Below are 26,986 nucleotides of genomic sequence, written 5' to 3' on the forward strand. Positions count from 1 at the left end.
CCTCTGCTCCCTGAGGAGCGAGCTTGCGAGCGTCACGAAGGGTCAGAGCGGCCCGGTGGGCAGGTGACGGCGGACCAGCTTGCCGGTGGGGTTGCGCGGCAGCTCGTCGGTGAAGACGATGTCGCGCGGCACCTTGTACCGGGCCAGGTGACCCTTGACGTGGGCCTTGATGTCCTCGGGCGTCGGGTTGGCGTGTTCGGCGACGACGATAAAGGCGCGCAGGCGTTTTCCGTACTCGTCGTCGTCGACTCCGATGACCGCGACGTCGTCGATGTCGGGATGCCGGCCCAGGAGGTTCTCCACCTCGAGCGGGTAGACGTTCTCACCGCCGGAGACGATCATGTCGTCGTCGCGGCCGTCGATGTGGAGGAGTCCGTGCTCGTCGAACCGGGCCATGTCGCCGGTGGACATGTAACCGTCGATGATCTCCTTGTTGCGTCCGTCGGTGTACCCCTCGAACGGGGCACCGTTGCGCACGAACAACCTTCCGCGAACGTTGGTTCCGGAGATCCGCTTGCCGTCGTCGTCGAAGAGCGCCAACCGGCTGGTGACCGGCGCGCGACCCACCGTGCCCGGCGCCAGGCGGAGCTCCTTCGGTTGCGCGACCGTCGCGATCGCCACCTCGGTCGAGCCGTACAGGTTGTAGAGCACGTCGCCGAAGGTGTCCTGCACTGCTTCCGAAAGTGTCGGCGACAGTGCGGAACCCGCGAGCACGATGATCTTCAGCGACGACACGTCGTACTTGCCGATGACGTCGGGTCCGAGTGCGACCATGCGGTGCAGCATGGTCGGGACCGCGACCAGCACCTCGGCCTTGTGCTCGGCGATCGCGGCGAGGGTCTTCTCCGCGTCGAACCGGCGCATCACCACGGTCTTGTTGCCCAATGCGGTCCCGACGCCCCACAGCGCGAAACCGGTCGAGTGGAAGATCGGCGAGACGATCACCATGGCGCTGCGTTGCGGAATCGGAATGCGGTCCAGGAGCAGGGCACTGGCGAATGGCGACATCTTCGACCGCTGGGCACCCTTGGGCAGGCCGGTGGTACCGCTGGTGAGGATGACGAGACCGCCCCACTCGGGAGGCTCGGGCGGGGTGGAGGAGTCCCCGCTGTCGACGATGTCGTCGAGGGTCCGGACGCCGTCGCCGATCGGGCGGTTGCCGTCGATCCAGGTGACGATGCGCAGGGTGTCGGCGGGCAGGGAGTCGGCGAGGTCGGTGAACTCCTCGTCGTAGAGCATCGCGACGATCTTCTCGCGTTCAGCGACCTCGGCGAACTGCGTCTTGCCGAAGCCGGTGTTCATCATGGCGAGGCGGAAACCGGCCTTGCCCGCGGCGCTCATGGTGGTCAGCAGGCCACGATGGTCCCGCGCGATGACGCCGATGACCGCTCCGGGCTTGATGCCCGACGACAGCAGGTGGTTCGCGAGCGCGTTGGCGTGTGCGTTCAGTTCACCGAAGGTGAGCTCGCCGTGTTCGTCGGCGACCGCTCCGGCCTCGGGATACTCGTCGGCCCCGTGCGCCACTGCTGCCGCGCACGGGCCGATGATCTTGGCACGCTTGACCGTCGTCAACAGTTCCTTGGGTCGCGTCGGATCCACCAGACCCGCCCGCCTGAGGACCTTGAACGCGCCGAACGCGTCCTGCGCCGATTCGACCACCGTGCCGACTGCACCGGTCACCGAGACCATGTCCACCCCACCTTTCGCGGCTGGGCCGCGTTGTCGCCTTCTTCGCCACCGGTCGCAATACAGATGCAGGATATTGCCGGCCCGGCTGGCCGATGTCCGTTTCACCCGAATCAATTCGGGCACTGCACCGTTCGCAACATCACGTACTCAGGCCGCCGTTCGCCGCCCCGATGCGGGGTCGGCCGAGCGGCGAACTCGTGGCGTTAGGCTACCAAGTCTGACAACCCGCGTCATCAGATTGGAGCACCGCACCGTCTCGGGTCAGTAGGGAGGTGGGTCCAACCGGTCGAGTTCTTCGCGGGCCCGCTTGTTGCGGGCGCGTTCGTTCCGCCGGCGGGCCAGTTTGGCGTCGAGTCGGCTGTGGGTGCGTTCCGGGTTGTCGGCCGGGGCGATCACACGGGGTGTGGGTGGTGCCTGAGCAGCTTGCTCGAACCGGATACGCCGCAGGTTCGGGAAGCTGTCCTCGAGGGTTTCGGCATCTCCGTACAAGGTCACCCCTTCCGGGGTGGTGTACTCGGTGATCAGGCGACCCTCGCGGTCGCGGTACTGCTCATCCACCCAGTCACGGTGGGTTTTCAGCAGGTGCCAAGCGCGGCATTTCGCGTTGAGATTCTCACTCGACGTCGACCCACCCCGGTCAGGGTGGGTGTGGTCGTACTCGGCGACATGGTCCAGATCACACGCGAATGCCGAACGGGTACAACCGGGTTCGGTGCAATACCCATCCCGAACCCGCACGAAATCGGCACACGCGGTGGTGGGCCGATACCCGTTACCGGGATGGGTCGCCGGATATACCACTGCCACGCTTGCGGTGGCGGCATCGGTCGCGCTGTCAGGCTTCGTCGCGGTGGAATGTTCGTCGCCATCTGCGCGAGTCTGCTGAGCCGGCGCCGGGCGCTGCGCGGTCTGCCGCTCAGCGTCGTCGCCGACGGATTCGGCGACATAGGTGGGTTGGGTCCGGGCAGGCGTGACCGGGGCGAGAGTGGCATCAGAGCGGGCGGCGAGGTCGCGGACATGCTCATCGGAGATGATGCCGTGCTCGTCGAGGAATCCCACCCCCGGCGCCCCGGCCAGGGTCGCGGCATCGGTCACCACATGAATCACCACTTCAGCGCGGACCGCGTCGAGCACATCTTGCAGGTCGGGTATCTGTGCGCTGCATTCCTCTGGGCTGTCGCACTGACACTCGAAGCTGGTCCGGGTCAACAGCGCGAACATCGCATCAGACCGGCGATGCCCGCGCTTGCGGCGATCCGCTTTGCACACCGCATCAGCGAGAATGCCAACGGCTTTCGCGGAGATCCGCACATTCTCCGCCGACATGACCGCGGTGAGTTCGGCGGTGCCGTCGGGTAGTTCGTGGGTCCACACGCCACGTTGGTCCATCGCGTCTTTGCGGCGTTGGCGTACCGCATCGGGGTCGTGGCGGAAGACGAGGCGGTCGACCATGTCGCGTAGGCGGGCCCGATCCCACACACCGGTGCGACGACGCAGCGTGGCGGCGATCTCGGCATCCAGGGCGGGGGTGATCGGGTCGTCGGCCGGGATCAACTCGGTGCGGGAGATGATCAACCGGATCTGCCACTGCGCCAGAGTCCCGTCCCGCAACGTCTCAGCGACCCCGGGCAGCCGGTCCCGCAACGCAATCGCCTCATCGATCAAGATCTCGGCTTGCCGCCGCGACACCCCGGCCTGGCGGGTGATACGGGCCGCGCAGTCGGCGTGGCCGTCCATCACAAACCCCGATGCGCTGGTGGTGACCAGACGGTCGGCCATCACTGCGATCGTCTGATATCGATGCCAGGCGAGATAGGACTCGCCTCGCCGGGTGGCGTCGAGGCCGCCCATCAGCACGACCATGTCGGTCTCACCGGCGCGGGCAGGATCGACCCCGGCAAGATACTCGCCCGGCAGATCGGTCCACACCCTCACAACGCCCCCCGACGCCTGTTTCGTCACCCGCCCCGAGCAGAGTGATCTGATACCCACCAATCTAAACCCGGCCACCGACAATTTCGGATGGTTGTCCACAGCAACATCAGTCCGTCGCAGACGAGATGCGGTGCACATGGATTCGCTGACGGCGCCGGACTGGGCTGACGTCTTCCGGCGAAACCCCGCGCTCGACGGTGCCGTGGTTGCTCCGGAATGTTCTGGTCGCCAGGTGGTTTCGACTCGGCGCCTCGCTTCGCTCGGTGCCGGCTCAAGCAACGGAGTGGGGCCGGGTCAACCGGCAGCCGGGCGGGCAGGGCGGCACCAAGAGGTCGGCGCCCACAGTCCATTCAGCATGGACAACGAGGCGCTGGGGTCACCGGTTATCGACGGAAGTGCGACGTCGACGATCGTATTGTCTGGCGAGGCCATGAGCACGCTGCTGCAGCAGACCGCCAGGTGACGCCCGCCGTCGAGTGCGTGGACCTACCGCAACGGTGTGATGCCCTGTGTGCCTTGGGGGAAGGTGGCCAGGGCGGCTTCGTCGATGTTGAGGTGCTGGGAGAGCAGCTTGGGCGGAACATGGCTGAGCCACTGGGCGAGGGAGACTTCCTCGTACTTGTCGGCCCGGAACACCTCGAGGAACTGCAGCACGTCGTCGCCGGTGTTCTCGACGTAGTGGCCGTAATTCCGGCGGACGACGCCGACGTCGCCGGGCCGGAAATCCATGGTGTTGGCGTGGGGGCCATTGTTGAACACCGTCATTCGTGCCGAGCCGCGAAGGTAGTACTGCCATTCGTCGGCGTTGGGATGCCAATGCAGCTCCCGCATCGAACCCGGTTCGACGGTGACCAGTGCGGCCGCGACGGTACTCGACAGCGGGAAGTTGTGCTGTCGGCGATCTGGATGCTGCCGCCGCTGTTCTCGATCAGCGGCTTGGAGCGCGACAACCGGAAGATCACCGGCTCGTCGGCACCCCACTCGACGCCGGCCGCGTCTTGGTCGGCGGCCAGCTCACCGGGTTCCTCACCCGGGAAGATCCACAGGTTGTGCAGCGGGATGTCGGCGAAAACCTCTTGTGCCACACCGAAGTTCTTGGCCAGCACCTCGGGTGGGGTGTGGGCGAACCATTCGGTCAGCAGCAACGTGTTGCTCTCGGACTGGTCACCGTCGTCGAAGGCCAGCACGAACTCGGCGCCGTCGGGACCCAGCCCCTGCAGGGAGTGCGGGGTGCCGGCCGGGAAGAACCAGAGATCGCCTTCTTCGACGTCTTCGACGCTGGGCCGGCCGGACCGACTGATGGTGGTCACCCGGCACCTGCCACGCGTCATCACCGCCCACTCCGCGGTCTGATGCCAGTGCAGCTCACGGATGCCGCCGGGCTCGAGGTACATGTTGACCCCTGCGATCTCGTCGGAGATCGCGAAGTCCTGCTTGGTCAGCTCGCGCGCCCAACCGCCGGCCTGGATGCGGCGCGAGGAGATGTTGAACGACGACCAGAAGAACGGTTGCGTGCTGACATCGGTTGCGGGCGGATCGATCTGGTTGGGGAACTGACTGTCGATCGCCGGGTTGCGAGGCCCCCGCATCTCCACGCTGCGCGGATGTCCGACGGTGTTGATCCTGCCTTCCGGCGGCAGATCGGGGTTGCCCACGGTGGGGGTTTCGTGGCCGATGGCGGTCTCTGGCGTGTCCATGGTGTGCTCCCGTTGTTCGTGGCCGAAGTGTGCCGAGGTGGTTGCCGGAGATGCTGCGGTCGAGAACTCAACCGGAGTTGGCCTGATTGAGCTGAGCGATCCAGTCGCCGGGAACCCGTGCGCGTGGGCCGGGCACGGTTTGGTCGCGGGGGTGTGCGGTCGGCGCGGCCAGTGTCGGACCGGTGAACATCTCCTCGGTGGCGAAGTCGTAGAACCAGTCCTCGCCGGGTTCGTAGCTCTGGATGATCGCGTGCCCGGTGTGTGCGGCGTGACCGCTGGCGTGGCGGTTCAGCGATTCGTCGCAGCAGCCGACGTGACCGCACTCGGCACAGCGTCGTAGGTGAAACCACCACGATCCCGAGGCTTCGCAGTCGGCGCATCCGGGGCCGCTCGGCGGCATGGACGTGTTGATGGATTTGTCGATCGTCATCGGGAGAGTCCGTTCGTAGGCACCGCGGTCGGCTGGGTTGCGCGGAAACCGGACCGGCGGGGTGAGGGGGACCCCGCCGGTCCGGAGCGTGGGTCACTCAGCGATGAACGCGAGGATGTCGGCGTCGAGAGCCTGCTGGTAGTCGCCGTAGATGCCGTGCGGGGCACCGGCGTACACCTTGAGCGTGCCGTTGCTCACCAGCTTGATCGCCTTGTCCGCGGCAGCCACGATCGGCACGATCTGATCGTCGTCACCCTGAGCGATCAGGATCGGGACGTCGAGGGCCTTGAGGTCCTCGGTCTGATCCGTTTCCGAGAAGGCCTTGACGCAGTCATAGGCCGCGGAGAGGTTGACGAGCATGCCCTGGCGCCAGAAGTCGTCTTTCGCACCCTGAGACACCTGCGCGCCGTCACGGTTCGCCCCGTAGAAGGTCTCGGCGAGATCCTGGTAGAACTGCGACCGGTCGGTGAGCACGCCCTTGCGGATGCCGTCGAAGACCTCGATCGGCGTGCCCTCCGGGTTGTCGGGGGTCTGCACCATCAGCGGCGGAACCGCTCCGGCGGTGATGATCTTGGCCACGCGGCCCTTGCCGTACTTCGCCGCGTACCGGACGACCTCCCCGCCGCCGGTCGAGTGGCCGATCAGGACCAGGTCGTGCAGGTCGAGGGCTTCGACGAGTTCGGCGAGGTCCTTGGCGTAGGTGTCCATGTCGTTGCCGGAGCCGGTCTTCGACGAACGGCCGTGCCCCCGGCGGTCGTGCGCGATCGCCCGGTAGCCGGCATCGGCGAGCAGCTTCAGCTCGACCTGCCAGGCATCCGAGGACAGCGGCCAGCCGTGGCTGAGGAGCACGGGCCGGCCCGTGCCCTGCTCGGTGTAGTAGATCTCGGTGCCATCGGTGGTGGTGATGTACGGCATGGTGTCCTCCTGGTCGGTGACTGTTGTCTGACCACAAGACTCGTCCGTACCGGCGACGTTGTCGTCGATGCTGACCACCATTTCACCTGGACGCTGACCGGTGGGTCCACTACCGGCTAGCCGGTAGTGGACGCGGTCGCCGCTCCGGTCAGCGGTATCTCCGCACGCACGGTGGTGCCGACGCCGGCCGGGCTGTCGACGCTGAAGGCGCCCTCGACCGCCTCGACCCGGTCACGGAGTCCGATGAGTCCAGAACCCCTGTCCGGCAACGCCCCTCCGACCCCGTCGTCGGCGACCGACAGAACCAGCACGTCGTCGTCGACGCGTGCGGCGATGTTCACGCCGGACGCCTGGGCGTACTTGGCGGTGTTCGTCAACGATTCGGCCACCACGTAATAGGCCGTGACCTCGACCGGTTCGGACAATCGCCCGCTCACCGAGATCTGTAGCGACACCGGTACCGGTGACCGGCGGGCCAGCGTTTTCAGAGCCGGCGCGAGACCGCCGCGAGACAGGATCGCCGGGTGGATACCGCGGGACAGTTCCTGCAGATCGGTGTGGATCTGCGACAGCGAGTCCACCGCCGTGTCGAGCTTGTCCCGGAGATCCGACTGCTCGTTCGGGATGGTGGCCTGCACCGCTCGCAGGTCCATGCCGAGGGACACGATGCGTTGCTGGGCTCCGTCGTGCAGATCTCGCTCGATGGCGCGGCGCGCCTGGTCGGCCGCGGCGATGACACGTGCGCGCGAACGGTTCAGCGCGGCGCGCGATTCGCTGTTGTAGACCGCTCTGGCCACCAGATCGGCGAAATCGGACAGTCGCAGACGCAGATCCGGCGGAGCCGACCGGTGGGTCACACCGACGATGACCGCACCCCAGGGCTTGTCGTCGACGGTGATCGGCACCCCGATCCCCGAGCTGATACCCCGACGTCTGAGGCGGTCCCCGATGGGTCCGGTCGCCCGCGAATAGTCCAGTGCCGCCACCTCGCCGGTCTCGAAGACCATGGTCGAGATGTTCCTACCACCGAGCGGGATGCGTTCGCCCACAACGAGTCCGTCGGGCCCTGCCGCAGTCTCGTCATCGCGCGCGGCCAGGACCTCGCACTCGTCCTCGCCGGTGAAGTGCACCAGGGTGACGTGTTCGACGCCCAGTTCGTCGGCCAACTCGTCGGTGACGGCGTGGAACACCTCGCTCGGTTCGGCACGTCGGGCCACCAAGGTGGCCACGCGGCGCAACGCCGCCTGCCTGCGGGCCATCGAGATGGTCTGGTTGTACAGGACCTCGCGGTCACGGGCAGCGGCGAGCAGTGCTTCGAGGTTGGGCACCATCCGACGGATGCGGCGTCGATCGGCATCGCTGACCTCTGCGGAGACGAGCAGCGAGCCGACCGGTCGTTCGTCATCGAGCAGCACGATGCACTCCAGGTGTTCTCCGCACTCGACGTCGGGCTCGCCGAGTATCGCTCCTGGCGTCGGCAACTCGAGCACCTCGGACAGGCGCGCGCTCGCTGCGGTCAGCGCCTCCGACGGGTCCGCCGCACGCAGTACCGTGCGGGCGAGCGAGGCCGAGAGGTCGGCTTCCCGGCGACGTTGGTCGGACTCCAACGCCCGGAGCCGCGACTGGCCCACCAGCAGATTGGTGAGCAGCGCGAGGACGGAGAACACCGCGACCGCGGGAGCGACACTGCCGCTGCCCTCGAGCGCGTGGAACCACACGTAGGCGGCAGCACTGGCCACCGATGTCGCCAGCGCCAGCCAGAAGCCCCAGCCGGCCGAGACGACCAGGACGCCGAACAAGAAGACTGCGCCGAATGCGTTCTCCGGGGAGAACTGCTTGAGCCAGTGCACCACCAGCGCCTCGCCCGCGATCAACACCGCGGCCGTGATCACACCCCACTTCAACGGCGGCGACGTGGGACGGAGCACGACCGCGGCGATGCGCTCCCACAGCGGGGCGCGCTCGATGTTCCGGCTAGCGGGAATGACCCGCCCATCGATGTCTGACACGCTCGACAGTATGGAACCCCCACGCTTGCGCTGCCTCATCGTCGATGACAGCGCCGCCTTCCGCACCTCAGCCCGCGGGATGCTCGAAGCCGGCGGGATCACGGTGGTCGGAACCGCCTCGACCCTCGCCGAGGCACTGCACGAGACCGCATCGGCCCATCCCGACGTCGCGCTCGTCGACATCGATCTCGGCGGCGAGAGCGGCTTCGACGTGGCCGAGGCACTGCACGCCGCGATGAGCGGGTCACCGCCCGCGGTGGTGCTCGTCTCCACCCATGACGAAGACGAGTTCGCCGACATGATCGACGCCAGCTCGGCCGTCGGCTTCGTGCCGAAGTTCGCGCTCTCCGCGGATCGCGTCCGCGCCGCACTCGCCGAGACGAGCTGATCCAGGCGGACGCAGCCCCGTCAGGTGGTGGCGTCGAGGAACACGATGACGGCTCGCACCCGGCGATGATCGTCCGGTGTCTCCGACAGGTCCAGCTTGGTCAGGATGCTGCGGACATGCTTCTCCACGGTGCCCTCGGTGATCCACAACCGGCGCCCGATCCCCGCGTTCGACAGACCCTCGGCCATCAGCGTCAGCACCTCGCGCTCGCGCGCACTCAGCACCTCGAGCGGGTCGTCCCGGCGCCGCGCCGCGACGAGCTCGTGAACCAGTGCCGGATCCATCACCGACGCCCCGTTGGCGATCCGCTGCACGGTGTCGACGAAATCGTTGACATCGGTGACGCGGCTCTTCAACAGGTAGCCGATTCCCCTGCCGCCCTCCAGGAGTTCCAGAGCGTGCTCGACATCGACATGGGCGGACAGCAACAGGATGCCGATCTCGGGATACTCACGACGTATCCGCAAAGCGGCGTCGAGCCCCTCGGCGGTGTGCCCTGGGGGCATCCGGATGTCGACCACCGCGAGGTCGGGCCGGCGATCGGTGACGACCGCCAGGAGTTCGTCGGCGTCGCCGGCCTGCCCGACGACCTCCATCCCCGCGGTCGTCAGCAGACTCGCCACACCCTCCCTCAGCAGCACGTCGTCGTCTGCGAGCGCAACACGCAGCGTCATCTCAGAATGACGCGCTCTCGTAACCGGTCCCGCGCGCGGGACCGGAGTTCAGCGGGCACCGACGAACCGATCTCATTGTGCAAACCTCCCCACACGACGCGCAGCACCCGAGCCGGCGCACTGGCCGTACTCTATCCAACGCCCCGCATCGGTGGCCGCGCTCCGCCGACCATCACACCGACGTCGCGCGAGCCCGTCCGAGCATCGCGTGCGCGACGGTGTCGACGTGCACTGCGTGGTCCTGGAACAGCAACTGATCGGTCTTGGCCCGCCGGAAGTGATGATGCAGCGGGTGCTCCCACGTGAACCCGATGCCGCCGTGGATCTGGATGGCCTCCTCGGCGGCGAACATCGCGGCGCGCCCGGCGAGCACCCGCGCCGACGCGGCCCGCTCGGCCAGATCGGCATCGTCGAAACGGTCGGCGTCCGCGACGTCGAGCACCGCCGCCTCGGCCAACTCGGTGGCCACCAACATGTCGACGAGGCGATGCTTGAGCGCCTGGAACGACCCGATGGTCCGGCCGAACTGTTGCCGCGTCTTCGCGTAGTCGACCGTCATCTCGAGGCACTGGCGGGCGATCCCCACCTGCTCGGCGGCCAGCGCGATCATCATCAGCGAGCGCGCCCGGCCCAGGCGTTTCGCGAGCCGCGGACCCGACACCCGGGCCGCTTCCGCGCCCGCGAACTCGACGCAGGCGAACTCCCGTGTGAGATCGAGGCTTTCGCACACATCGCGGCGGACTCCGGCAGCGCCGCCCTCCACGACACCCAGCTCCACCCCCGATGCGCTGTGCGCCACGACCACCAGCACGTCGGCCGACGCGGCGTCGAGGACGACGTCCTGACGACCGTTCAGGAGGAGCGTGCCCCGCTCGGAGAGTTCGGCGTCGATCGACGAGGACACGACCGCGGAACCGCAGACGAGCGCCGCACGACGCTCACCGGTCACGATGGCCGGCAGGTGTGCTCGCCGGCCCTCGTCGTCGGCGGCGTGGAGCAGGGTGAGGCCGGCCATGATCACCGACGAGAGATAGGGCGAGGAACCGAGACGGCGACCGTGGGCGGTCATCACGACCGACGCGTCCTTCAACCCGTATCCAGCCCCGCCCAGGTCCTCGGGGAACGGGATCTCGGTCAGGCCGAGTTCCCGAATCGACGACCAGAGATCCTGTGCGGGAGCGTGATCCGACCACGCATCGGTGAGGGCAGCCTGTAGATCGCGCTGCTCCACGGTGAGTTCGATGGGCATGTGTACTCCTAGCGGGGTTCGCGCGGCAGTCCGAGGCCGCGTTCGCCGATGATGTTCCGTTGGATCTCGTCCGAGCCGCCCGCGATGCGGTAACCGGGTGCGCCGAGGAGATGCTCCGACCATGCGAAGGTGTCGGACTCACCGGTGTCGGCGATGATCCGATCGCCGAGAAACGATGCTGCCGCGTCGCCGACGCGCTTCAGGTTCTGCGTCCACACGAGTTTCCCGATGGAACCCTCGACTCCCGGGACGGCACCGGCGCGCTCACGTTCGGCGTAGCGCGCCACCATCAGTGCCGCTGCCCGTTCGTAGATCGCGGCGTCCCCGAGGCGCTGCCGGACAAGCGGGTCGTCGGACAGCCCGAGACGGTCGACGAGACGAGCGAGATCGACGCTGTTGCCACCGGCACTGACGATTCCGGCGCTGGAGTTCCGTTCGAAACCGAGTGTGGTGAGCGCGACCTTCCATCCGTCGCCCTCGGCACCGACCCGCAGGGAATCCGGCAGCTCGACATCGGACAGGAAGACCTCGTTGAACGTCGATCCGCCGGACATCTGCCGGATCGGCCGGATCTCGACGCCGGGCGTGTCCATCGGCACCATGAATGCGGTCATGCCCTTGTGTTTCGGCACCGACCGGTCGGACCGGGCGATGAGCAGACCCCACTCCGAGAATTGCGCGCCGGAGCTCCACACCTTCTGGCCGTCGATCCGCCAGGTGTCCCCGGTACGCACCGCTTTCGTCGACAACCCGGCGAGGTCCGAACCCGCTCCGGGTTCGGAGAACAGCTGGCAGCACAGCTCGTCCGCGCGCAGGAACGGGCGGACGAACCGTTGCCGCTGCTCCTCGGTGCCCAGCGCGTGCAGGGTCGGCGCGACCAATTCCACTGTCACCAAGACATTCTCATGGCGTTCGGGCGTCTGGTACCCGCGTTCGAGATTCACATAGACGCGTTCATGACCCGCTGTCAGGCCCGGGCCGCCCCAGTCCGGACCCCAGGTGATCGCGCCGAAGCCCGCGTCCACGCGTCGTGCCTGCCAGGCCCGAGCCGCGTCGATCAGCGCGCGTTCCTCGTCGTGGGTCCGGTTGTGGAAGATGGCGTAGTTCGGTTCGTGCTCCTGTGCAGCCCGCGCCGGGAGTTCCGCGTCGAGCCAGGCCCGTGCCTGGGCTTCGTAGTCGTCGAGCGTGATCGCGCCCGGCATCGTGGTCGTCATTCTCGTTGTCCCTGTCCTGCTCGATCTGGCGGTCGTACTCGGAGTTGCTCTGACGCAGCGCTTCTCATCTCTCGTGTGCAGCGGAGATGGTCACAGCCTGCATCTGTGGCGGTGTGATCGCGCGGTCGCGCGTCCAGTCGCGGAGGGCGAATTTCTGGATCTTCCCGCTCGCCGTCTTCGGCAGGGAATCGACGACGAAGATGCTCTCCGGGACCTTCTGCATCGCGATTCCTCTCGCGGAGAGGAACTCCCGTACCTCCTCGAGCGTGAGATCGACGGCGTCCCGGGTGACGACGAAGGCGCACCCACGCTCTCCGGTCCGGGCATCCGGCCCGGCGACGACCGCGATCTCGGTGACGGCGGGGTGTTCGCTCAATTCGTTCTCGACATCATGCGTGCTGATCTTCTCGCCGGACCGGTTGATGATGTCCTTGATCCGGCCGGCGATGTGGATGCCGCCCTGGGCGTCGAAGTAGGCGAGATCCCCGCTGCGGAAGAATCCGTCGGCGGTGAAGGCCTCCTCGTTCAGCGAGGCGTCGAGGTATCCGAGACAGGTGTCGGGTCCGCGCCAGAACACCTCCCCGACGACGCCGGTCGCAGCGCTGCCCCCGGCTCCGTCGGACACGATGACCTCGGTCGGGGCCAGCACGCGTCCATCCGTGCCGGTCCGCAGGTACGGATCATCCGATCTGTTCGCCGACGTCACCGAGGGTCCCTCCGTGGCCCCGTACATCCGCGTGACGGTGCCGAGCACCTCGGTCGCCCGGGTCACCAGCGAGTCCGGGATGTCGGCGCCCCCGCAGATGATGTACCGCACCGACGGGGTCCGGACGCCCCGCACGGTGGCGGCCTCGAGCAGGCCCCGCAGGAACGGCGTCGCGAAGATCATGAAACTCGCGTTGTTCTCGAGCACCCTGGTCAACGCGACTTCGGGGTCCCACACGTCCTGCAGCACCACCGGCGCACCGAGCAGGAACGGCAGGGTCAGGGCACAGTTCACCCCGGTCACGTGCGTCACCGGTGACGGGTTGAACACGACGTCGCGCTCGTTGAGCCCGAACGTCTCGATCATCGAGCTGTTCTCGAAGACCAGCGTGTTGTGACTGTGCAACGCCCCCTTCGGGTCCGCGGTCGTTCCCGACGTGTACAGCAGCAGGCAGACGTCGTCGGGATCGGCGCGGGGCAGCGCGCGCACGGTCTCGATCATCTCCGGCGTCGCGGAATCGATCAGCGACATGAGGTCGACAGCCCCGGCGTCCGAGGTCGCGCGTCCGGTCGTCACCACCAGCTCGAGTTCCGGAAGTTGCTGCCGCAGAGAGGCATACATGGCCTCGTGATCGAAGCCCCGGTGCGTTCCGGGAACGAAGGCGGCCTTGGTTCGTGCCTGGCCCAGAATGAAACCGACTTCACGCTCGCGATAGATCGGCACGATCGGGTTCGCGACACCGCGAACCCGGTGGATCGCATGGAAGACGACGACCGCGTCGGCGGAGTTCGGGAGCTGGAAGGACACCACGTCCCCCGGTCGGACGCCGCGGTCGTACAGCGCGGCGGCGAGGCGCAGGGACTCGCGCTCGACGTCGGCAAATGTCAGTCGCCGGTCACCGTCGATGATCGCGACGACGTCCGGATACAGCGCGGCGGCGCGCTCGACGAAGTGGTCGACGGTCTTGTCCCGCCAGTGGCCCGCCGCCCGGAACTGCTCGGCGAGGTCGGGATGTGGAGAGTGCGTGGGACGCATGGTGTTTCCTCTGGGAACTCTTGCCGATTGCTCGTGTCGCGTTCTACAGTAACCCACGTCTCACTAAATATGTACATATTAGTGCTCCCAGCGCCCTTCCCTCAGAAAGAGACCCCATGGCAACCCAGGATCAACGGAGCCGGCGTGCGGTGATCGCCGCCGGCGTCGGAACGGTGGTCGAGTACTACGACCTGACGGTGTACGCATACCTCGCGGTGGTGGTCAGCCCGCTGTTCTTCCCGAGCGACGACCCGACCGCGTCCCTGTTGTCGAGCCTCGCGGTGTTCGCGTCGGCGTACCTCATGCGGCCGATCGGCGGCATCTTCTTCGGCCGCCTCGGCGACCGCTTCGGCCGCAAACGCGCGCTGCTGGTGTCGGTCATCCTGATGGGGGTGGGCACCACGCTGATGGCCCTGCTGCCGACGTACGCCGCGGTCGGGGTCCTCGCGCCGATCCTGCTGGTCGTCGCCCGGCTGCTGCAGGGCTTCTCCGCGGGCGGCGAGCTCGGTGGTGCGCTCACCTATGTCTACGAGGTCGTCGGACCGAAGCGCCGCGGCCTGGGCGGGTCGATCGTCGCGCTGGGATCGAACAGCGGCTTCGCGCTCGCCGCGATCGTCGTGGCGACGACCTCGGCACTGACCTCCGAGGCACAGATGGACAGCTGGGGCTGGCGAGTCCCGTTCGTCGCCGGACTCCCGCTGTTGCTGCTCTGCCTCTGGTTGCGGACCCGCATCGAGGACTCGCCGGAGTTCACCAAGACCGCCGAGCGTCGCGAACTCCCGAAGGCACCGCTGCGAGAACTGTTGCGCAGCCAGCCGATCCAGGTCCTGCAGGTCCTCGGTCTCGGTATCGCGCAGAACGCGACCGGGTACATGGTGCTCACCTACATCGGCATCCATCTCGTCCGTGAGGGCGGTTACAGCCAGACGGCAGTCACCTGGACCGCGGCCGGTGTCATCGTGTTCGTCGCCGCATGCATGCCGATCGCGGGACTCCTGGTGGACCGCTTCGGAAGTCGACCCGTCCTCATCGCCGGCCTGCTTACCGCGGCCACTCTCGCCTACCCCGCAATGGCCCTGATGACCGGACACGGCCTCGCGGTCGCGGCCCTCGCCTTCGCGGTGTTCGCGCTGTGCACCCCGCTGATCCAGGTCGCCACCGCACCGTTGTTCCCGTCGTTGTTCGACACGAAGGTCCGTCTGACCGGCGTGGCGCTCGGCTTCAACCTCTCGACGGTCCTGGCCGGCGGCACCGCCGCGTACATCGCCACGTGGCTGATCGACCGCACGGGCAACTCACTCGCGCCCGCCTACTTCCTCATCGGCGCCAGCGCGATCGGACTGCTGACACTGATGACGATCCGGCGGAAGGCACGGGCCCTCGGGGACGCCACCGACGCCACCGACGACGCAGTGGCTGCCCCCGCCCGTTCCTGACCCGAACGGCGCCATCCGGTACCCGAGGGTCGAATCCGACGAAACGGACGCGGGCCGCCACCAAGCGTGTGGTCCGCGTCCGTGTGGGCATACTGTTCGAGAACTCGATCCCCTCGAACCCCGGAGGTCCCCGTGGCCAGTGGTCTCGTCGCCTTGCTCGACGACATCGTGACCCTCACCCGGGCCGCCGCGGCGTCCCTGGACGACATCGGTGCGGCGGCCGGCAAGGCCAGCGTCAAGGCGGCGGGCGTGGTGGTCGACGACACCGCCGTCACGCCCCGTTACGTCCACGGTTTCACCCCCGACCGGGAGCTTCCGATCGTGCGGAAGATCGCCATCGGATCGATCCGCAACAAGCTGCTCATCATCCTGCCGGTCGCGATGATCCTGAGTCAGTTCCTCCCCGGCGCCCTTCCCTACCTGCTGATCGCCGGCGGCCTCTTCCTGTGCTTCGAGGGCGCCGAGAAGGTATGGGAGGCCATCGGCGGCGGCCACCACGCCGAGGAACAGACCGCCGGTGAAGCCGGGCCCGAGTTCGAGAAGACGATGGTCAGCGGCGCGATCCGCACCGATCTGATCCTGTCCGCGGAGATCATGGTCATCTCGCTGTCGTCGGTCGAGTCCGAACCCTTCTGGACACGCCTGGCCGTCCTCGTGGTCGTCGCCGTCCTGATCACGGCGCTCGTCTACGGCGTCGTGGCGATCATCGTGAAGATGGACGACGTCGGTCTGGCACTGGCACAGCGCGAGTCACCCCTGCTCCAGAAGACCGGTCGGGGTCTCGTCCGCGCCATGCCCACGATCATGTCGACGCTGACGGTCGTCGGCATCGCGGCGATGCTCTGGGTGGGCGGTCACATCCTGATCGTCAACGTCGGCGAAGCCGGTTTCCACTGGCCGGCGGACCGCCTCCACGACGTCGAGCACTGGTTCGGCGAACTTGTCCACGGCGGGTTCGGCTCCGTCCTCTCGTGGACGGCGGGCACCGTGTTGTCCGCCGTCGTCGGCCTCGTCGTCGGTGCGGTGATCGTGGCGATCTTGCACGTCATCCCGCGTCGAAAGAAAAACGCCGCCCCCGCGCACTGACCCCGCACCCGTCGACCGTGCGTCGTTGTCCGTCGACTGGGCGTCGGTTTCCGTTGACTGGGCGCCTGATCACGCGAGCAGGCGCCAGAGGCCGATCAGTCCGACGACGACGATCACGCCGCGAAGCGCGCGGGGTGAGAGCCGACGTCCGTATCTGGCGCCCAGGAAGCCACCGGCCAACGAGCCGATCGCGATGGCCGCTGCGGCCCACCAGTCGATCCGGTCGAAGGCGACAAGGGTGTACGTGACGGCGGCGACGACGTTGACCACCAGGCTCAGCAGGTTTTTCGCCGCGTTCATCCGTTGGAGGTGATCGGGGACGATCACCCCGAGGACGCCCATCAGGAGGATGCCCTGCGCAGCGGTGAAGTACCCGCCGTAGACGCCGACGGCGAATGTCCCGACGGTCATCGCGGCGATCCGCACGGGACCCAGATGCGGGGGTGCGAGATCACCGCCGTGAGTGGAGCGACCACCCACCCATTTCTGGATGTAGGGCTGGGCGACGACGAGAATCAGCGCGGCGACGAGCAGGACCGGGACGACCGTCTCGAACACCGTCTCGGGCAGGTGGAGCAGGAGCCAGCAGCCGATGATCGCGCCGGTGAACGACGCCGGCATCTGCCAGCGGAGACGCGTCCACTGCCCCTCGAGTTCGCGCCGATAACCCCACGTACCCGACACCCCGCCGGCCACCAGTCCGATCGCATTGGACATGGTCGCGGTCACCGGCGGGACCCCGAAAGCGACCAGCGTCGGAAACGTGATGAGCGTCCCGCTTCCGACGAGGGCGTTGATGGCTCCCGCCCCGACGCCGGCGATGAGCACGGCGGCCAGTTCCCAGATGGTCACAGTCTCCGAGAGTGCCCTCCGGGAGATTCGGCGGGTTCACCGGGGTGGTTTCGAGCCTTCCGTCAGTTGAGGCGGTCCCCACTGGACGGGTCGAACAGGTGCACCGCGCTGTCGGACTGGCGCAGGCGGATGCCCTCGCCCCGCTTGGCGGGTGCCCGCTCGGCCGACCGCGCGACCATCACCATCGGGTCGCCGTCGAGGTTGCGCACCGAGTCGTCGGCGAGGTTGGCGTAGATGTAGCTCTCGCTGCCGAGCTCCTCCAGGAGAGCGACATCGGCGTTGAGGCCGGTGCCGTTGTCCGACAGCGTGAGGTGCTCCGGACGGATGCCCACGACGACCGAGTCGAGACCGGAACGACGCAGGGCCGCCTGCGCTTCGGCGTCGATGTCCACGGCAGCACCCGACACGGTGATCACGCCGTCGACGACCGGTGCGACGAAGAGGTTCATGCCCGGAGATCCGATGAACCCCGCCACGAACGAGTTCACCGGTCGGTCATAGAGTTCCGTCGGCGTGGAGAACTGCTGCAGGACGCCGTTCTTCAGCACCGCAACGCGGTCGCCCATCGTCATCGCCTCGACCTGGTCGTGTGTGACATAAACCGTCGTGGTGCCCAGGCGCCGCTGCAGGGCAGCGATCTGAGTGCGGGTCTGGACACGGAGTTTGGCGTCGAGGTTCGACAGCGGCTCGTCCATGCAGAAGACCTGGGGTTCGCGAACGATGGCGCGGCCCATGGCGACGCGCTGCCGTTGTCCGCCAGAGAGTTTGGCGGGCTTGCGATCCAGGAAGTCGGTCAGGTCGAGCAATCGGGCCGCCTCGGCGACCTTCTGTTTGCGCTCCTCGGCCGGCACACCGCGCATCTTGAGCGCGAAGCCCATGTTCTCGCCGACGGTCTTGTTCGGGTACAGCGCGTAGTTCTGGAAGACCATCGCGATGTCCCGGTCCTTCGGGGCGACGCCGACCATGTTGTCCCCGCCGATCCGGATCTGGCCGGAATCGATCTCCTCGAGACCGGCGAGCATCCGCAGCGCCGTCGACTTTCCGGACCCGGATGGCCCGACGAGGACCACGAACTCACCGTCGGCGATGTCCAGGTCCAGCGAGTCGACGGCGAGCTTGTCCGCGCCGGGGTAGACGCAGCAGGCCTTGTCGTAGGTGATGGAAGCCATGATGTTCTCCGGTTTCTACAAAGGTGTTGTGCGAGTGCGTGTCAGAGGGGACGGGTCACTTGATTGCGCCGCGCTGGGACCGATGGCGCGATACCGAACTGAGCTGTCACTTGATTGCGCCAAACGAGAGGCCGCGGACGAGCTTGTTCTGGGCGATCCAGCCGCAGATGACGACCGGGAGCGCGGCGAGCACGGAAGCCGCGGACAGCTGCGCCCAGTACAGGCCCTGACCGGACATGAAGCCGGTCAGGAACACCGGCATCGTCTGCGCGTTGACCGCGGTCATGTTGACGGCGAAGAAGAACTCGTTCCAGGAGAAGATCACGCAGATCAGTGCTGTCGCTGCGATTCCCGGCGAGATCAGCGGCAGGATCACCTCGCGTACCGAGGTCCACAGGCTCGCGCCGTCGATGCTGGCGGCCTCGAGCAGTTCCCCGGGCACCTCGAGGAAGAACGAGCGCATCATCCACACGGCGATCGGGAGGTTCATGGCCGTGTACAGGATGATGAGGGTCCAGATGTTGTCGAGCATCCCGATCTCGCCGACGATCACGTAGAGGGGGATGATCGCGGCGACGATCGGCAGCATCTTGGTGCTGATGAAGAAGAACAGCGCGTCCTTGGTCTTGCGTACCGGCCGGAGTGACAGTGCGAACGCCGCGGGTACGCCGAGCAACAGCACCAGGATCGTCGAGACGATGGTCGCGAACACCGAGTTCAACAGCGGTGTACCGATTCCCGCGTCGAAGACGTCCCGGAACTGCTGCAGTGTCGGCTCGAAGAAGAAGGTCGGCGGGTTCGTCGCCGCGTCGCTCTCCTGCTTGAACGCGGTCAGCACCATCCACAGCACCGGGAAGAAGAAGCCGATCGCGAGGATCCAGGTCACCGCGGTCAGCGCCGCTTGACGTGGCCGGCGCCGACGACGGATCTCGGTGCCGGGCTTCCCGTCTGGCTTCCCGGCCGACGTACGGTCGGAGCGGATGTCGGTGGTCATCAGGCCGGCTCCTCTGTCCCGGTGAATGATTTGAAGATCAGGCGTAGAGCGAGCGTGGCGACGACGATCGTGCCGATCACGGTGACCACGCCCATCGCCGCGGCCTGGCCGATGTCGAAGCCGAGGAACGCGCGCTGGTAGATGTAGTACGACAGATTCGAACTGGACACTCCCGGGCCGCCGGAGGTCATCATGTACACCGCGTCGAACGTGTTCACCAGGTAGATCGCACCGAGCACCGCACCGAGTTCGATGAAGCGACGCAGATGCGGCAGCGTCAGTTCGCGGAAGAGCCGGAAGCTGGTGGCGCCGTCGACGCGTGCCGCCTCTTGGATGTCACGGGGCATCGACTGCAGACCCGCGAGGATCAGCAGCATCATGAAAGGCGTCCACTGCCAGACCAGTTCGGCCATCACGCTCATCAGCGGGAACTCCGACAGCCAGTCGGTCTCGATGCCGAACGGACTCAGGGCCCAGTTGACGAGACCGTTGGTCGGCGACAGCAGGCTGGTCTTCCACAGCAGCGCGGCCGCCACCGGGGTGACGAGGAACGGCGTGATCAGCAAAGTGCGGACCACCCCGCGGCCGAGGAACTTCCGGTCGAGCAGCAGCGCGAAGAGCAGGCCCAGGAGCACCGAGATCAGTACGGTGCCGACGATCAACAGGATCGTGTTCACGGTCACCCGCCAGAACTGGCTGTCGCCGAAGACCGCGACGTAGTTGTCGAGGCCGACGAATGCTCGCGAGTCCGGGCGCACCAGGTTCCACGACTGCGTGGAGTAGTACAGCGTGAACACGAAGGGGATCTGGGTGACCACGATCAGGAAGATCAGGGCGGGGAGAAGCGGACCACGTCGGCGCCATCCCTCGGCACGCGTGACGTGATCGCGCGAGGACTTCAGCGGCGCCTTCGGCGCGGTGTCGGGTGGCGGAGTGGAGACTGCGGTGGCCATGATCACTGCTCCCTCTGGTAGGACTTGCCGACGACCTGGGCGTACTCCTGCGCCTGCGCGAGCGCGTCGTCGACGCTGATCTGGCCGGCGATCGCTGCCGAGATCTGCTGGCTCACCCGGGTTCCGAGATCCTGGAACTCGGGGATGGCGAGGAACTGGACTCCGGTGTAGGGCACCGGCTCCAGGGTCGGCTTCAGCTGGTTCGCCGCACGCATCGCGCTCAGCGTCTGCTCGGCGAACGGGGCGGCGAGTTCCTTGTAGGCAGGCAGCTCGTACGTGGACAGGCGGCTGCCCGGCGGTACGTGACTGGGCCCCAGGGTCTCCGAGACGTACTCGATGTAGCTCTTGCTGGTCATCCACCGGATGAACTTCCACGCCTCGTCCTGGTGCTTGCTGCTGGTGGGGATGCCCAGTGACCAGGTGTAGAGCCAGCCGTTGTCGCCTTTGGCCATGCTCGGGGCGGGCAGGTAGCCGACGTCACCCGCGATCGACGAGGTGTCCGGGCTCTCCAGCACCGACACCGCGGACGTCGCGTCGTACCACATCGCAACCTGGCCCTGCGACAACAGGTTTCCACATTCCTGGAACCCGGACGATGCCGCGCCGGCCTCACCGTGGTTCCGGACCGTGTCGACGTAGAACTTCACCGCTGCGGCCACCTCGGGACTGTCCAGCTGCGCATTCCAGTCCTCGTCGTACCAGCGTCCGCCGAACGCGTTGATCACGGTGTTCAGCGGGGCGAGCACCTCGCCCCAGCCGGGCTTGCCGCGCAGGCAGATCCCCGCCGTGCGCTCGTTGTCGAGTTTCGCCGCCGCTTCGGCGACCTGGGGCCACGTCGGCTGAGGCGGCAATGACACCCCGGCCTCGGCGAACAGCTTCTTGTTGTACATCAGGAATGACGACTCGCCGTAGAACGGCGCCGAGTACATCGAACCGTCGTGGGACAGAGCCGTCTTCAGCGTCGGGATGAAGTCGTCGGCGTCGTAGTCGGGATCGGCGTCCATGTACGGGGTCAGGTTCACGAGCCAGCCGTACTCGCCCCACATCGGGGTCTCGTAGTTGCTGATCATCACGACATCGAACTCACCGCCGCCGGTGGCCACCGATGCGGTGATCTTGGCGCGCGCCTCGTTCTCGGAGAGGGTCACGAACCGCACCGAGACGCCGGGATTCTGCTCCTCGAACTGTGTGGACAGCTTCACCGCGTCCTGCATCTGCGAGTTGGAGACCATCGCGACGGTGATCTCGCGACCTCCGCCGCCGGTGAGTGAACCCGCGCCGGAGCAGCCGGTGAGCACCAGAGCCACGGTCGCGATCATCGCACCCAGCGCCCATCGCACTCGGTGTCGGGAGAACGTCATTGTTCGCCTTTCTCTTGCATCACAAGCCATTCGGCGGTCTCCACATCGGTGACGAGAATGGTGGCGTAACCACCACGCAGCGCGCCGAGGATGGATTCGCGACGGTGTGTCCCACCGGACACGAGGATCGAGGTCGGGCAGGCACGGACCGCGTCGAGTGATACCGAGACGGTCCGGTCGACGAGGCTGGAGGGGACGGCGCCGCCGTTCGCGTCGTAGAAGCGTCCGCCGATCTCCCCGACCGCGCCGAGGTCGAGCAGTTCGTCGAGGACGACCGCGTCGATGAACGAGCCCTCGAACAGAGTTGTCGACGTCGACACCGAGCCGACACCGAACAACATCACCTGCGCACCGCGCGCCGCCGAGAGTGCCTGCGAGAGGATCGAATCACGGTTCACGGCGGTGACCGTCTCCGGGTCGACGTAGAGCGGTGCGACCAGCCGCAGCGGTCGGGCATGGAGCCGTTCGGAGAATCGCGAGAGCGCGTGGTCGACGCCGGTGTGGTACTCGACGGAGGTCATCGAGCCGTCCATCTGCACGACCCGCTGACACGAGGCGGACGCAGCCATGGCGTCGGCGACGGCCACTTGTTCGGGCCCCCAAGTGAATCCGAAGGTGTCCGTCGGCTGTATCCGTCGGGTCAGCACCGACGCCCCCGCGCGACCGAGCGCGGCGTTGCCGGTGGCGGTGCCGTCGGCGACCTCGTCGATGACGAGGACCTCGTCGAGCCCCAGGGTCTCCTCGACCGCGCGTTCCAGATCGGTGTGGATGGATGCCGACAGGTGCGCCGGGGCCGATACCGACACCTGCACGAGACCCTGTGCCCTGGCTCGCGCGACGAGCCGGCCGGCCGTCGGGCGCGACACCCCGAGTCGGCCCGCGATCTCGGCCTGGGTGAGTCCCTCGAGGTGGTACATGGTCGCGGCGCGGACAAGGAGTCGCAGATCCTGGCCGGAGTCGCCACCGCCGCGCGGCGTGGCCACACGCGGCACGGCATGGGTCTCCCCCTCCGCGCCGATCGCCGACTTTCGAGGTGCCATCCGAGGGTGCCCCTTCACGTCCATTCGCCGTCACCACCGAGCCGTGGTGGTGAGCATCTGCTCACTGGCGGTCAATGTGCTCAATAAGCTAGCATCTGGGTGTGACCCACGCAACAGTCGATTGCCGCTTATCGCGCATACCGGACGACATGCGCGCCGGCGTACTGCATCCCGACCTGACGGTGACCACCGAACGTCGCCGGTCACCCGAACCCGGAGCCGGCGACGTCACGGTGGCCGTTCGCGCAGTGGGCGTATGCGGCTCGGACACCCACTACCTCCGCCACGGACGGATCGGTGAGTACGTGGTCCGCGATCCGCTCGTCCTCGGCCACGAAGCCGCCGGAGTGATTGTCGCCGTCGGGAACGGCGTCGACCGGGCTCGGATCGGCGAGCGGGTCTCGATCGAGCCGCAACGTCCCGACCCGACCACGCCGGAGAGCAAGCGTGGCGACTACCACCTGTGCCCCCGGATGCGGTTCTATGCAACACCCCCGGTCGACGGCGCTTTCGCCGAATTCGTCACCATAGGAGCCGATTTCGCACATCCGGTACCTCCCGAGGTCTCGGACGAGGCGGCCGCGCTGTTCGAGCCCCTCTCGGTGGGCATCGCCGCCATGCGCAAGGCCGAGGTCGCAGCCGGTGGCTCTGTGCTGATCGCCGGCGCCGGACCGATCGGCCTGATGGTCGCCCAGGTCGCTCGGGCGTCCGGTCTCACGCGCATCGTCGTGAGCGAGCCGGACGAGCAACGCCGTCTGCGCGCACGGGATTTCGGCGCGACGACGGTGATCACACCCGGCACGGAGATCGAACGGGTGGATGCGTTCGTCGACGCGAGCGGAGTCGCCGGCGCGGTCCGGGACGGCCTGTCGCGGGTTCGCCCCGGCGGACGTGTGATCCTGGTCGGCATGGGCGCCGACACCATGGAACTCCCGATCTCGCTCATCCAGAATCGCGAATTGGTCGTGACCGGGGTGTTCCGCTACGCCAACACGTGGCCGACCGCACTGGCCCTGGCCCGGACGGGAGCAGTGGATCTCGATGCCATGGTGACCGCGCGGTTCGGCCTCGACGAACTGACGGACGCGCTCAACGCCGATCGCGTTCCCGGGAACATCAAAGCGGTGGTCTACCCGGCCATCTCGCGCTACGAACCGAACTCGGACGACGATGCCGAGACCGTCACGACCCGGCCGGAGGGAACCCGCCGATGAGCACATCGCTGACCGACGAGACGTTGCCGCGGCTCGATGGCGTCGACACGCCCGCGTTCGATCGCGCGGCGGTGACCCCGGGGATCGTCCACTTCGGTGTCGGCGCCTTTCATCGCGCGCACCAGGCGATGTACCTCGACCGCCTTCTCGCCGCCGACCCGTCGGCGAACGACTGGGGCATCTGCGGGGTCGGTGTCCGCACCGCCGACGCCGCCATGCGGGACGCCCTCGTCCCACAGGACGGACTGTTCACCCTCACCCTCAAGCATCCCGACGGCGCCGTGGAGACCTCGGTCGTCGGCTCGATCGTCGACTATCTGTACGCACCGGACGATCCCGAGAAGGTGATCGACCGGTTGAGTGACCCGGCGACGCGGATCGTCTCATTGACCGTCACCGAGGGCGGTTACAACTTCTCACCGTCGACCGGCGAGTTCGACGCCACGAACCCGGACATCGTCGCCGACCTCGAGGCGAGTGCGCCGCCACGCACCGTGTTCGGACTGGTGACCGAAGCGCTGGCTCGACGCCGCGAACGCGGGACACCGTCGTTCACGGTGATGTCCTGCGACAACATCGAGGGCAACGGCCACATGGCCCGTTCGACCTTTCTCGCCTACGCCCGGTTGCGCGACCCGGAACTCGCGGGGTGGATCGAGGACAACACGCGCTTCCCGAACTCGATGGTCGATCGGATCACCCCGGCGACGCCGCCCGACCTGGCCGACGAGGTCGAGGATCGCACCGGCATCGTCGACAACTGGCCGGTCGTCGCCGAACCGTTCACCCAATGGGTCCTCGAGGACGACTTCGCGATGGGACGTCCGGCGCTGGAGAAGGTGGGGGTCCAGGTCGTCGACGACGTGACCCCCTACGAGCTGATGAAACTGCGACTGCTCAACGCCGGCCACCAGGCGCTGTGCTACTTCGGTTATCTGCTCGGGTACCGCTACGTCCACGACGCCGCATCCGACCCCGACATCCGTACTCTGCTGCGTCGCTACATGACCGAAGAGGGAGCGACCACGCTCCGCCCCCTCCCCGGCGTGGACGTCGACACCTACATCGACACCCTGCTCGAACGATTCGCCAACCCCGCGATCGCCGACACCATCGCCCGCCTCTGCCAGGACTCGTCCGACCGCATCCCGAAGTGGCTGGTGCCGGTCATCCGCGAGCGCCTCGAGCAGGATCAGCGAAGCGACCTGGCCGCCGCGGTCGTGGCGAGCTGGACCCGGTACGCCGAGGGCGTCGACGAGGCAGGCGACCCGATCGACGTCGTCGATCCTCTTGCGGCCGATCTCGTTCCGCGAGCGCAGCGCTCACGGACCGATCCCCTCGCTTTCGTCGCCGATCCCGAACTGTTCGGCACTCTCGCGGAGAAACCGTTGTTCACGGAGCCGTACCTGTCCGCGCTGGAGTCGTTGCGCAGCAGGGGCGCTCGTGCCACGCTCGTCGGTCTGCTCGCATGACGACGCTGGTCGCCGGGATCGATTCGTCGACGCAGTCGTGCAAGGTCGTCGTGTGCGATGCCGTCACCGGACGGGTGGTGCGCGCCGGGCAGGCACCACATCCTCCCGGGACCGAGGTGCACCCGGATCACTGGTGGGACGCACTGTGTTCGGCGGCGAGCGAGGCCGGCGGGCTCGAGGACGTCGCGGCGGTCTCGGTCGCGGGCCAGCAGCACGGCATGGTGTGCCTGGACGAGGCGGGGCGCGTCGTCCGAGACGCGTTGCTGTGGAACGACACCCGCTCCGCACCGAGCGCGACCGCCCTCGTCGCCGAACTGGGCGGCCCGCAATCCTGGGCACGCTCGGTCGGTGTGGTACCGGTGGCATCGATCACCGCGACCAAGCTCCGCTGGCTGGCAGACCACGAGCCCGAGCACGCCGACACCACCGCGGCGGTCTGCCTACCCCATGACTGGCTCACCTGGCGCCTGCGCGGGAGCACCGACATCGGTCAACTGACCACCGACCGAAGCGACGCCTCGGGAACGGGCTACTTCAGCGCGGCGCGCGATGAGTACCGAGTCGACCTGCTGGAGAGGGCGTTTCGAGGTCGACGGCCACTGCTCCCCCGCGTACTCGGCCCCGCAGAGCGAGCCGGGACCACGCCGTCGGGGACCGTCGTGGGCGTGGGGGCCGGTGACAACGCCTCAGCCGCACTGGGATTGCATGCCGGGCCCGGAGATGCGGTCGTGTCCCTCGGGACGTCGGGCGTGGTCAGTGCGGTCGGCGACGTGGCGCCGGATGACCCGTCAGGTCTGGTGGCCGGGTTCGCCGACGCGACGGGGCGTCACCTGCCGCTGGTCTGCACGCTCAACGGCGCCCCGGTGCTGTCGGCGACCGCGACGATGCTCGGCGTGGACCTGGCCGAGTTCGCGCGGTTGGCGATGTCGGCCGAGCCAGGCGCGGGTGGCGTCACGATGGTGCCGTACCTCGCCGGCGAACGGTCACCGAACCTTCCCCAGGCGACCGGCACACTGGCGGGCCTGACCTCCGCCAATTTCACGCCGGCCTCGATCGCCCGAGCAGCCGTCGAAGGTCTCGTCTCGTCGCTGGCCTTCTGCCGCGAGCAGATCGAGGGGCAGGGCGTCGGGGTCGATCGGGTGTTGCTCACCGGGGGTGGCGCGAAATCGGCAGCGGTCCGCGAGATCGCGCCGGGCTTGTTCGGCGGCGAGGTCGTCGTACCCGCCGACGGCGAACACGTGGCGCTCGGTGCGGCGCGTCAAGCAACCTGGGCGCTGACCGGCGAACTCCCCGTGTGGGAGTCTCCGACCCACACGCTCACCGGACCACCCACTCCCGAGGTGTACGCCCGGTACCGCGAGGCCGCGCGGATGGTCGCGCACGCGCAGGGGTCGTCCGGCTGATACGCCGAAGTCGCGCGCCGAGCGATCGCACCGGGGACAATGACCCGCAGGTCGGACAACCGAGG

At 67.5% G+C, this 26,986-nt stretch carries 23 protein-coding genes; 6 read left to right on the forward strand and 17 right to left on the reverse strand.

Annotation, left to right across the window (positions count from 1 at the left end; translation table 11 throughout):
- Positions 1–42: 42 nt before the first annotated feature.
- The 7 genes from ABIC25_RS14420 to ABIC25_RS14450 all read right to left on the reverse strand — a co-directional run bounded on the left by ABIC25_RS14420 (position 43) and on the right by ABIC25_RS14450 (position 8,675).
- Positions 43–1,689 carry an acyl-CoA synthetase gene (locus ABIC25_RS14420; RefSeq protein ID WP_354561990.1) on the reverse strand — a complete coding sequence of 549 codons (1,647 nt, stop codon included), beginning with the start codon at positions 1,687–1,689 and terminating at the stop codon, positions 43–45.
- A 261-nt stretch (positions 1,690–1,950) separates the two neighbouring features.
- The gene (locus ABIC25_RS14425; RefSeq protein WP_354562040.1) at positions 1,951–3,618 is read right to left on the reverse strand and encodes an HNH endonuclease signature motif containing protein; all 1,668 of its coding nucleotides are present in this window, start codon (positions 3,616–3,618) and stop codon (positions 1,951–1,953) included.
- Between the two features lie 492 nt (positions 3,619–4,110).
- Positions 4,111–4,455 (reverse strand): cupin domain-containing protein, encoded by a 345-nt coding sequence (locus tag ABIC25_RS14430; protein WP_354561992.1) that lies wholly within the window; start codon positions 4,453–4,455, stop codon positions 4,111–4,113.
- Positions 4,386–5,321, reverse strand: coding sequence for a cupin domain-containing protein (locus tag ABIC25_RS14435; protein WP_354561993.1), 936 nt, complete (start codon positions 5,319–5,321; stop codon positions 4,386–4,388). The genes ABIC25_RS14430 and ABIC25_RS14435 overlap by 70 nt, the downstream gene beginning before the upstream one ends.
- Positions 5,322–5,388: 67 nt before the next feature.
- Entirely contained in the window at positions 5,389–5,751 is a 363-nt protein-coding gene (locus ABIC25_RS14440) for a UBP-type zinc finger domain-containing protein (protein ID WP_101819964.1), read from the reverse strand.
- Between the two features lie 93 nt (positions 5,752–5,844).
- Positions 5,845–6,666 (reverse strand): alpha/beta fold hydrolase, encoded by an 822-nt coding sequence (locus ABIC25_RS14445; protein WP_101820076.1) that lies wholly within the window; start codon positions 6,664–6,666, stop codon positions 5,845–5,847.
- A gap of 116 nt (positions 6,667–6,782) precedes the next feature.
- Complete coding sequence (locus ABIC25_RS14450) at positions 6,783–8,675, reverse strand: sensor histidine kinase (RefSeq protein WP_435529076.1); 1,893 nt, start codon at positions 8,673–8,675, stop codon at positions 6,783–6,785.
- Positions 8,676–8,685: 10 nt separating this feature from the next.
- On the opposite strand from ABIC25_RS14450, the gene ABIC25_RS14455 reads away from it, so the two are divergent.
- Complete coding sequence (locus ABIC25_RS14455) at positions 8,686–9,063, forward strand: LytR/AlgR family response regulator transcription factor (RefSeq protein WP_354561995.1); 378 nt, start codon at positions 8,686–8,688, stop codon at positions 9,061–9,063.
- Positions 9,064–9,083: 20 nt separating this feature from the next.
- Here the strand turns inward: ABIC25_RS14455 and ABIC25_RS14460 are convergent, their stop codons facing one another.
- From ABIC25_RS14460 to ABIC25_RS14475, 4 genes are all read right to left on the reverse strand, one after another.
- Entirely contained in the window at positions 9,084–9,737 is a 654-nt protein-coding gene (locus ABIC25_RS14460) for a response regulator (RefSeq protein WP_101819961.1), read from the reverse strand.
- A gap of 172 nt (positions 9,738–9,909) precedes the next feature.
- Positions 9,910–10,986: an acyl-CoA dehydrogenase family protein gene (locus tag ABIC25_RS14465; protein WP_354561997.1), complete on the reverse strand. Its 1,077-nt coding sequence runs from the start codon at positions 10,984–10,986 to the stop codon at positions 9,910–9,912.
- 8 nt (positions 10,987–10,994) lie between these two features.
- Positions 10,995–12,200, reverse strand: a complete 1,206-nt coding sequence (locus ABIC25_RS14470; RefSeq protein WP_354561998.1) for an acyl-CoA dehydrogenase family protein — start codon at positions 12,198–12,200, stop codon at positions 10,995–10,997.
- Between the two features lie 64 nt (positions 12,201–12,264).
- On the reverse strand, positions 12,265–13,941 hold the full coding sequence (locus tag ABIC25_RS14475; RefSeq protein WP_354562000.1) for an AMP-binding protein: 1,677 nt from the start codon (positions 13,939–13,941) through the stop codon (positions 12,265–12,267).
- A 116-nt stretch (positions 13,942–14,057) separates the two neighbouring features.
- Between ABIC25_RS14475 and ABIC25_RS14480 the strand changes: the two genes are divergently transcribed.
- Complete coding sequence (locus ABIC25_RS14480; protein ID WP_354562002.1) at positions 14,058–15,377, forward strand: MFS transporter; 1,320 nt, start codon at positions 14,058–14,060, stop codon at positions 15,375–15,377.
- 132 nt (positions 15,378–15,509) lie between these two features.
- On the forward strand, positions 15,510–16,463 hold the full coding sequence (locus tag ABIC25_RS14485; protein ID WP_354562003.1) for a DUF808 domain-containing protein: 954 nt from the start codon (positions 15,510–15,512) through the stop codon (positions 16,461–16,463).
- A gap of 69 nt (positions 16,464–16,532) precedes the next feature.
- Here the strand turns inward: ABIC25_RS14485 and ABIC25_RS14490 are convergent, their stop codons facing one another.
- The 6 genes from ABIC25_RS14490 to ABIC25_RS14515 all read right to left on the reverse strand — a co-directional run bounded on the left by ABIC25_RS14490 (position 16,533) and on the right by ABIC25_RS14515 (position 22,832).
- Entirely contained in the window at positions 16,533–17,315 is a 783-nt protein-coding gene (locus ABIC25_RS14490; protein ID WP_248644008.1) for a sulfite exporter TauE/SafE family protein, read from the reverse strand.
- Positions 17,316–17,377: 62 nt separating this feature from the next.
- Complete coding sequence (locus ABIC25_RS14495) at positions 17,378–18,484, reverse strand: ABC transporter ATP-binding protein (RefSeq protein WP_064571702.1); 1,107 nt, start codon at positions 18,482–18,484, stop codon at positions 17,378–17,380.
- 106 nt (positions 18,485–18,590) lie between these two features.
- Positions 18,591–19,478 (reverse strand): carbohydrate ABC transporter permease, encoded by an 888-nt coding sequence (locus ABIC25_RS14500; protein ID WP_101819954.1) that lies wholly within the window; start codon positions 19,476–19,478, stop codon positions 18,591–18,593.
- Complete coding sequence (locus tag ABIC25_RS14505; protein ID WP_101820075.1) at positions 19,478–20,431, reverse strand: carbohydrate ABC transporter permease; 954 nt, start codon at positions 20,429–20,431, stop codon at positions 19,478–19,480. The genes ABIC25_RS14500 and ABIC25_RS14505 overlap by 1 nt, the downstream gene beginning before the upstream one ends.
- Before the next feature lie 2 nt (positions 20,432–20,433).
- Complete coding sequence (locus ABIC25_RS14510; RefSeq protein WP_101819953.1) at positions 20,434–21,792, reverse strand: ABC transporter substrate-binding protein; 1,359 nt, start codon at positions 21,790–21,792, stop codon at positions 20,434–20,436.
- Positions 21,789–22,832: a sugar-binding transcriptional regulator gene (locus tag ABIC25_RS14515; RefSeq protein ID WP_101819952.1), complete on the reverse strand. Its 1,044-nt coding sequence runs from the start codon at positions 22,830–22,832 to the stop codon at positions 21,789–21,791. The genes ABIC25_RS14510 and ABIC25_RS14515 overlap by 4 nt, the downstream gene beginning before the upstream one ends.
- Before the next feature lie 149 nt (positions 22,833–22,981).
- On the opposite strand from ABIC25_RS14515, the gene ABIC25_RS14520 reads away from it, so the two are divergent.
- From ABIC25_RS14520 to xylB, 3 genes are read left to right on the forward strand one after another with little or no spacing between them, the layout of a single operon-like run.
- Positions 22,982–24,046, forward strand: coding sequence for an NAD(P)-dependent alcohol dehydrogenase (locus tag ABIC25_RS14520; protein ID WP_248645683.1), 1,065 nt, complete (start codon positions 22,982–22,984; stop codon positions 24,044–24,046).
- Positions 24,043–25,518, forward strand: a complete 1,476-nt coding sequence (locus tag ABIC25_RS14525; RefSeq protein WP_248644010.1) for a mannitol dehydrogenase family protein — start codon at positions 24,043–24,045, stop codon at positions 25,516–25,518. The genes ABIC25_RS14520 and ABIC25_RS14525 overlap by 4 nt, the downstream gene beginning before the upstream one ends.
- The gene (gene xylB, locus ABIC25_RS14530; RefSeq protein WP_354562005.1) at positions 25,515–26,921 is read left to right on the forward strand and encodes a xylulokinase; all 1,407 of its coding nucleotides are present in this window, start codon (positions 25,515–25,517) and stop codon (positions 26,919–26,921) included. The genes ABIC25_RS14525 and xylB overlap by 4 nt, the downstream gene beginning before the upstream one ends.
- Positions 26,922–26,986 lie beyond the last annotated feature (65 nt).

Source organism: Gordonia sp. PvP123 (assembly GCF_040547295.1).
GTDB classification, from domain to species: Bacteria; Actinomycetota; Actinomycetes; order Mycobacteriales; family Mycobacteriaceae; genus Gordonia; species Gordonia terrae.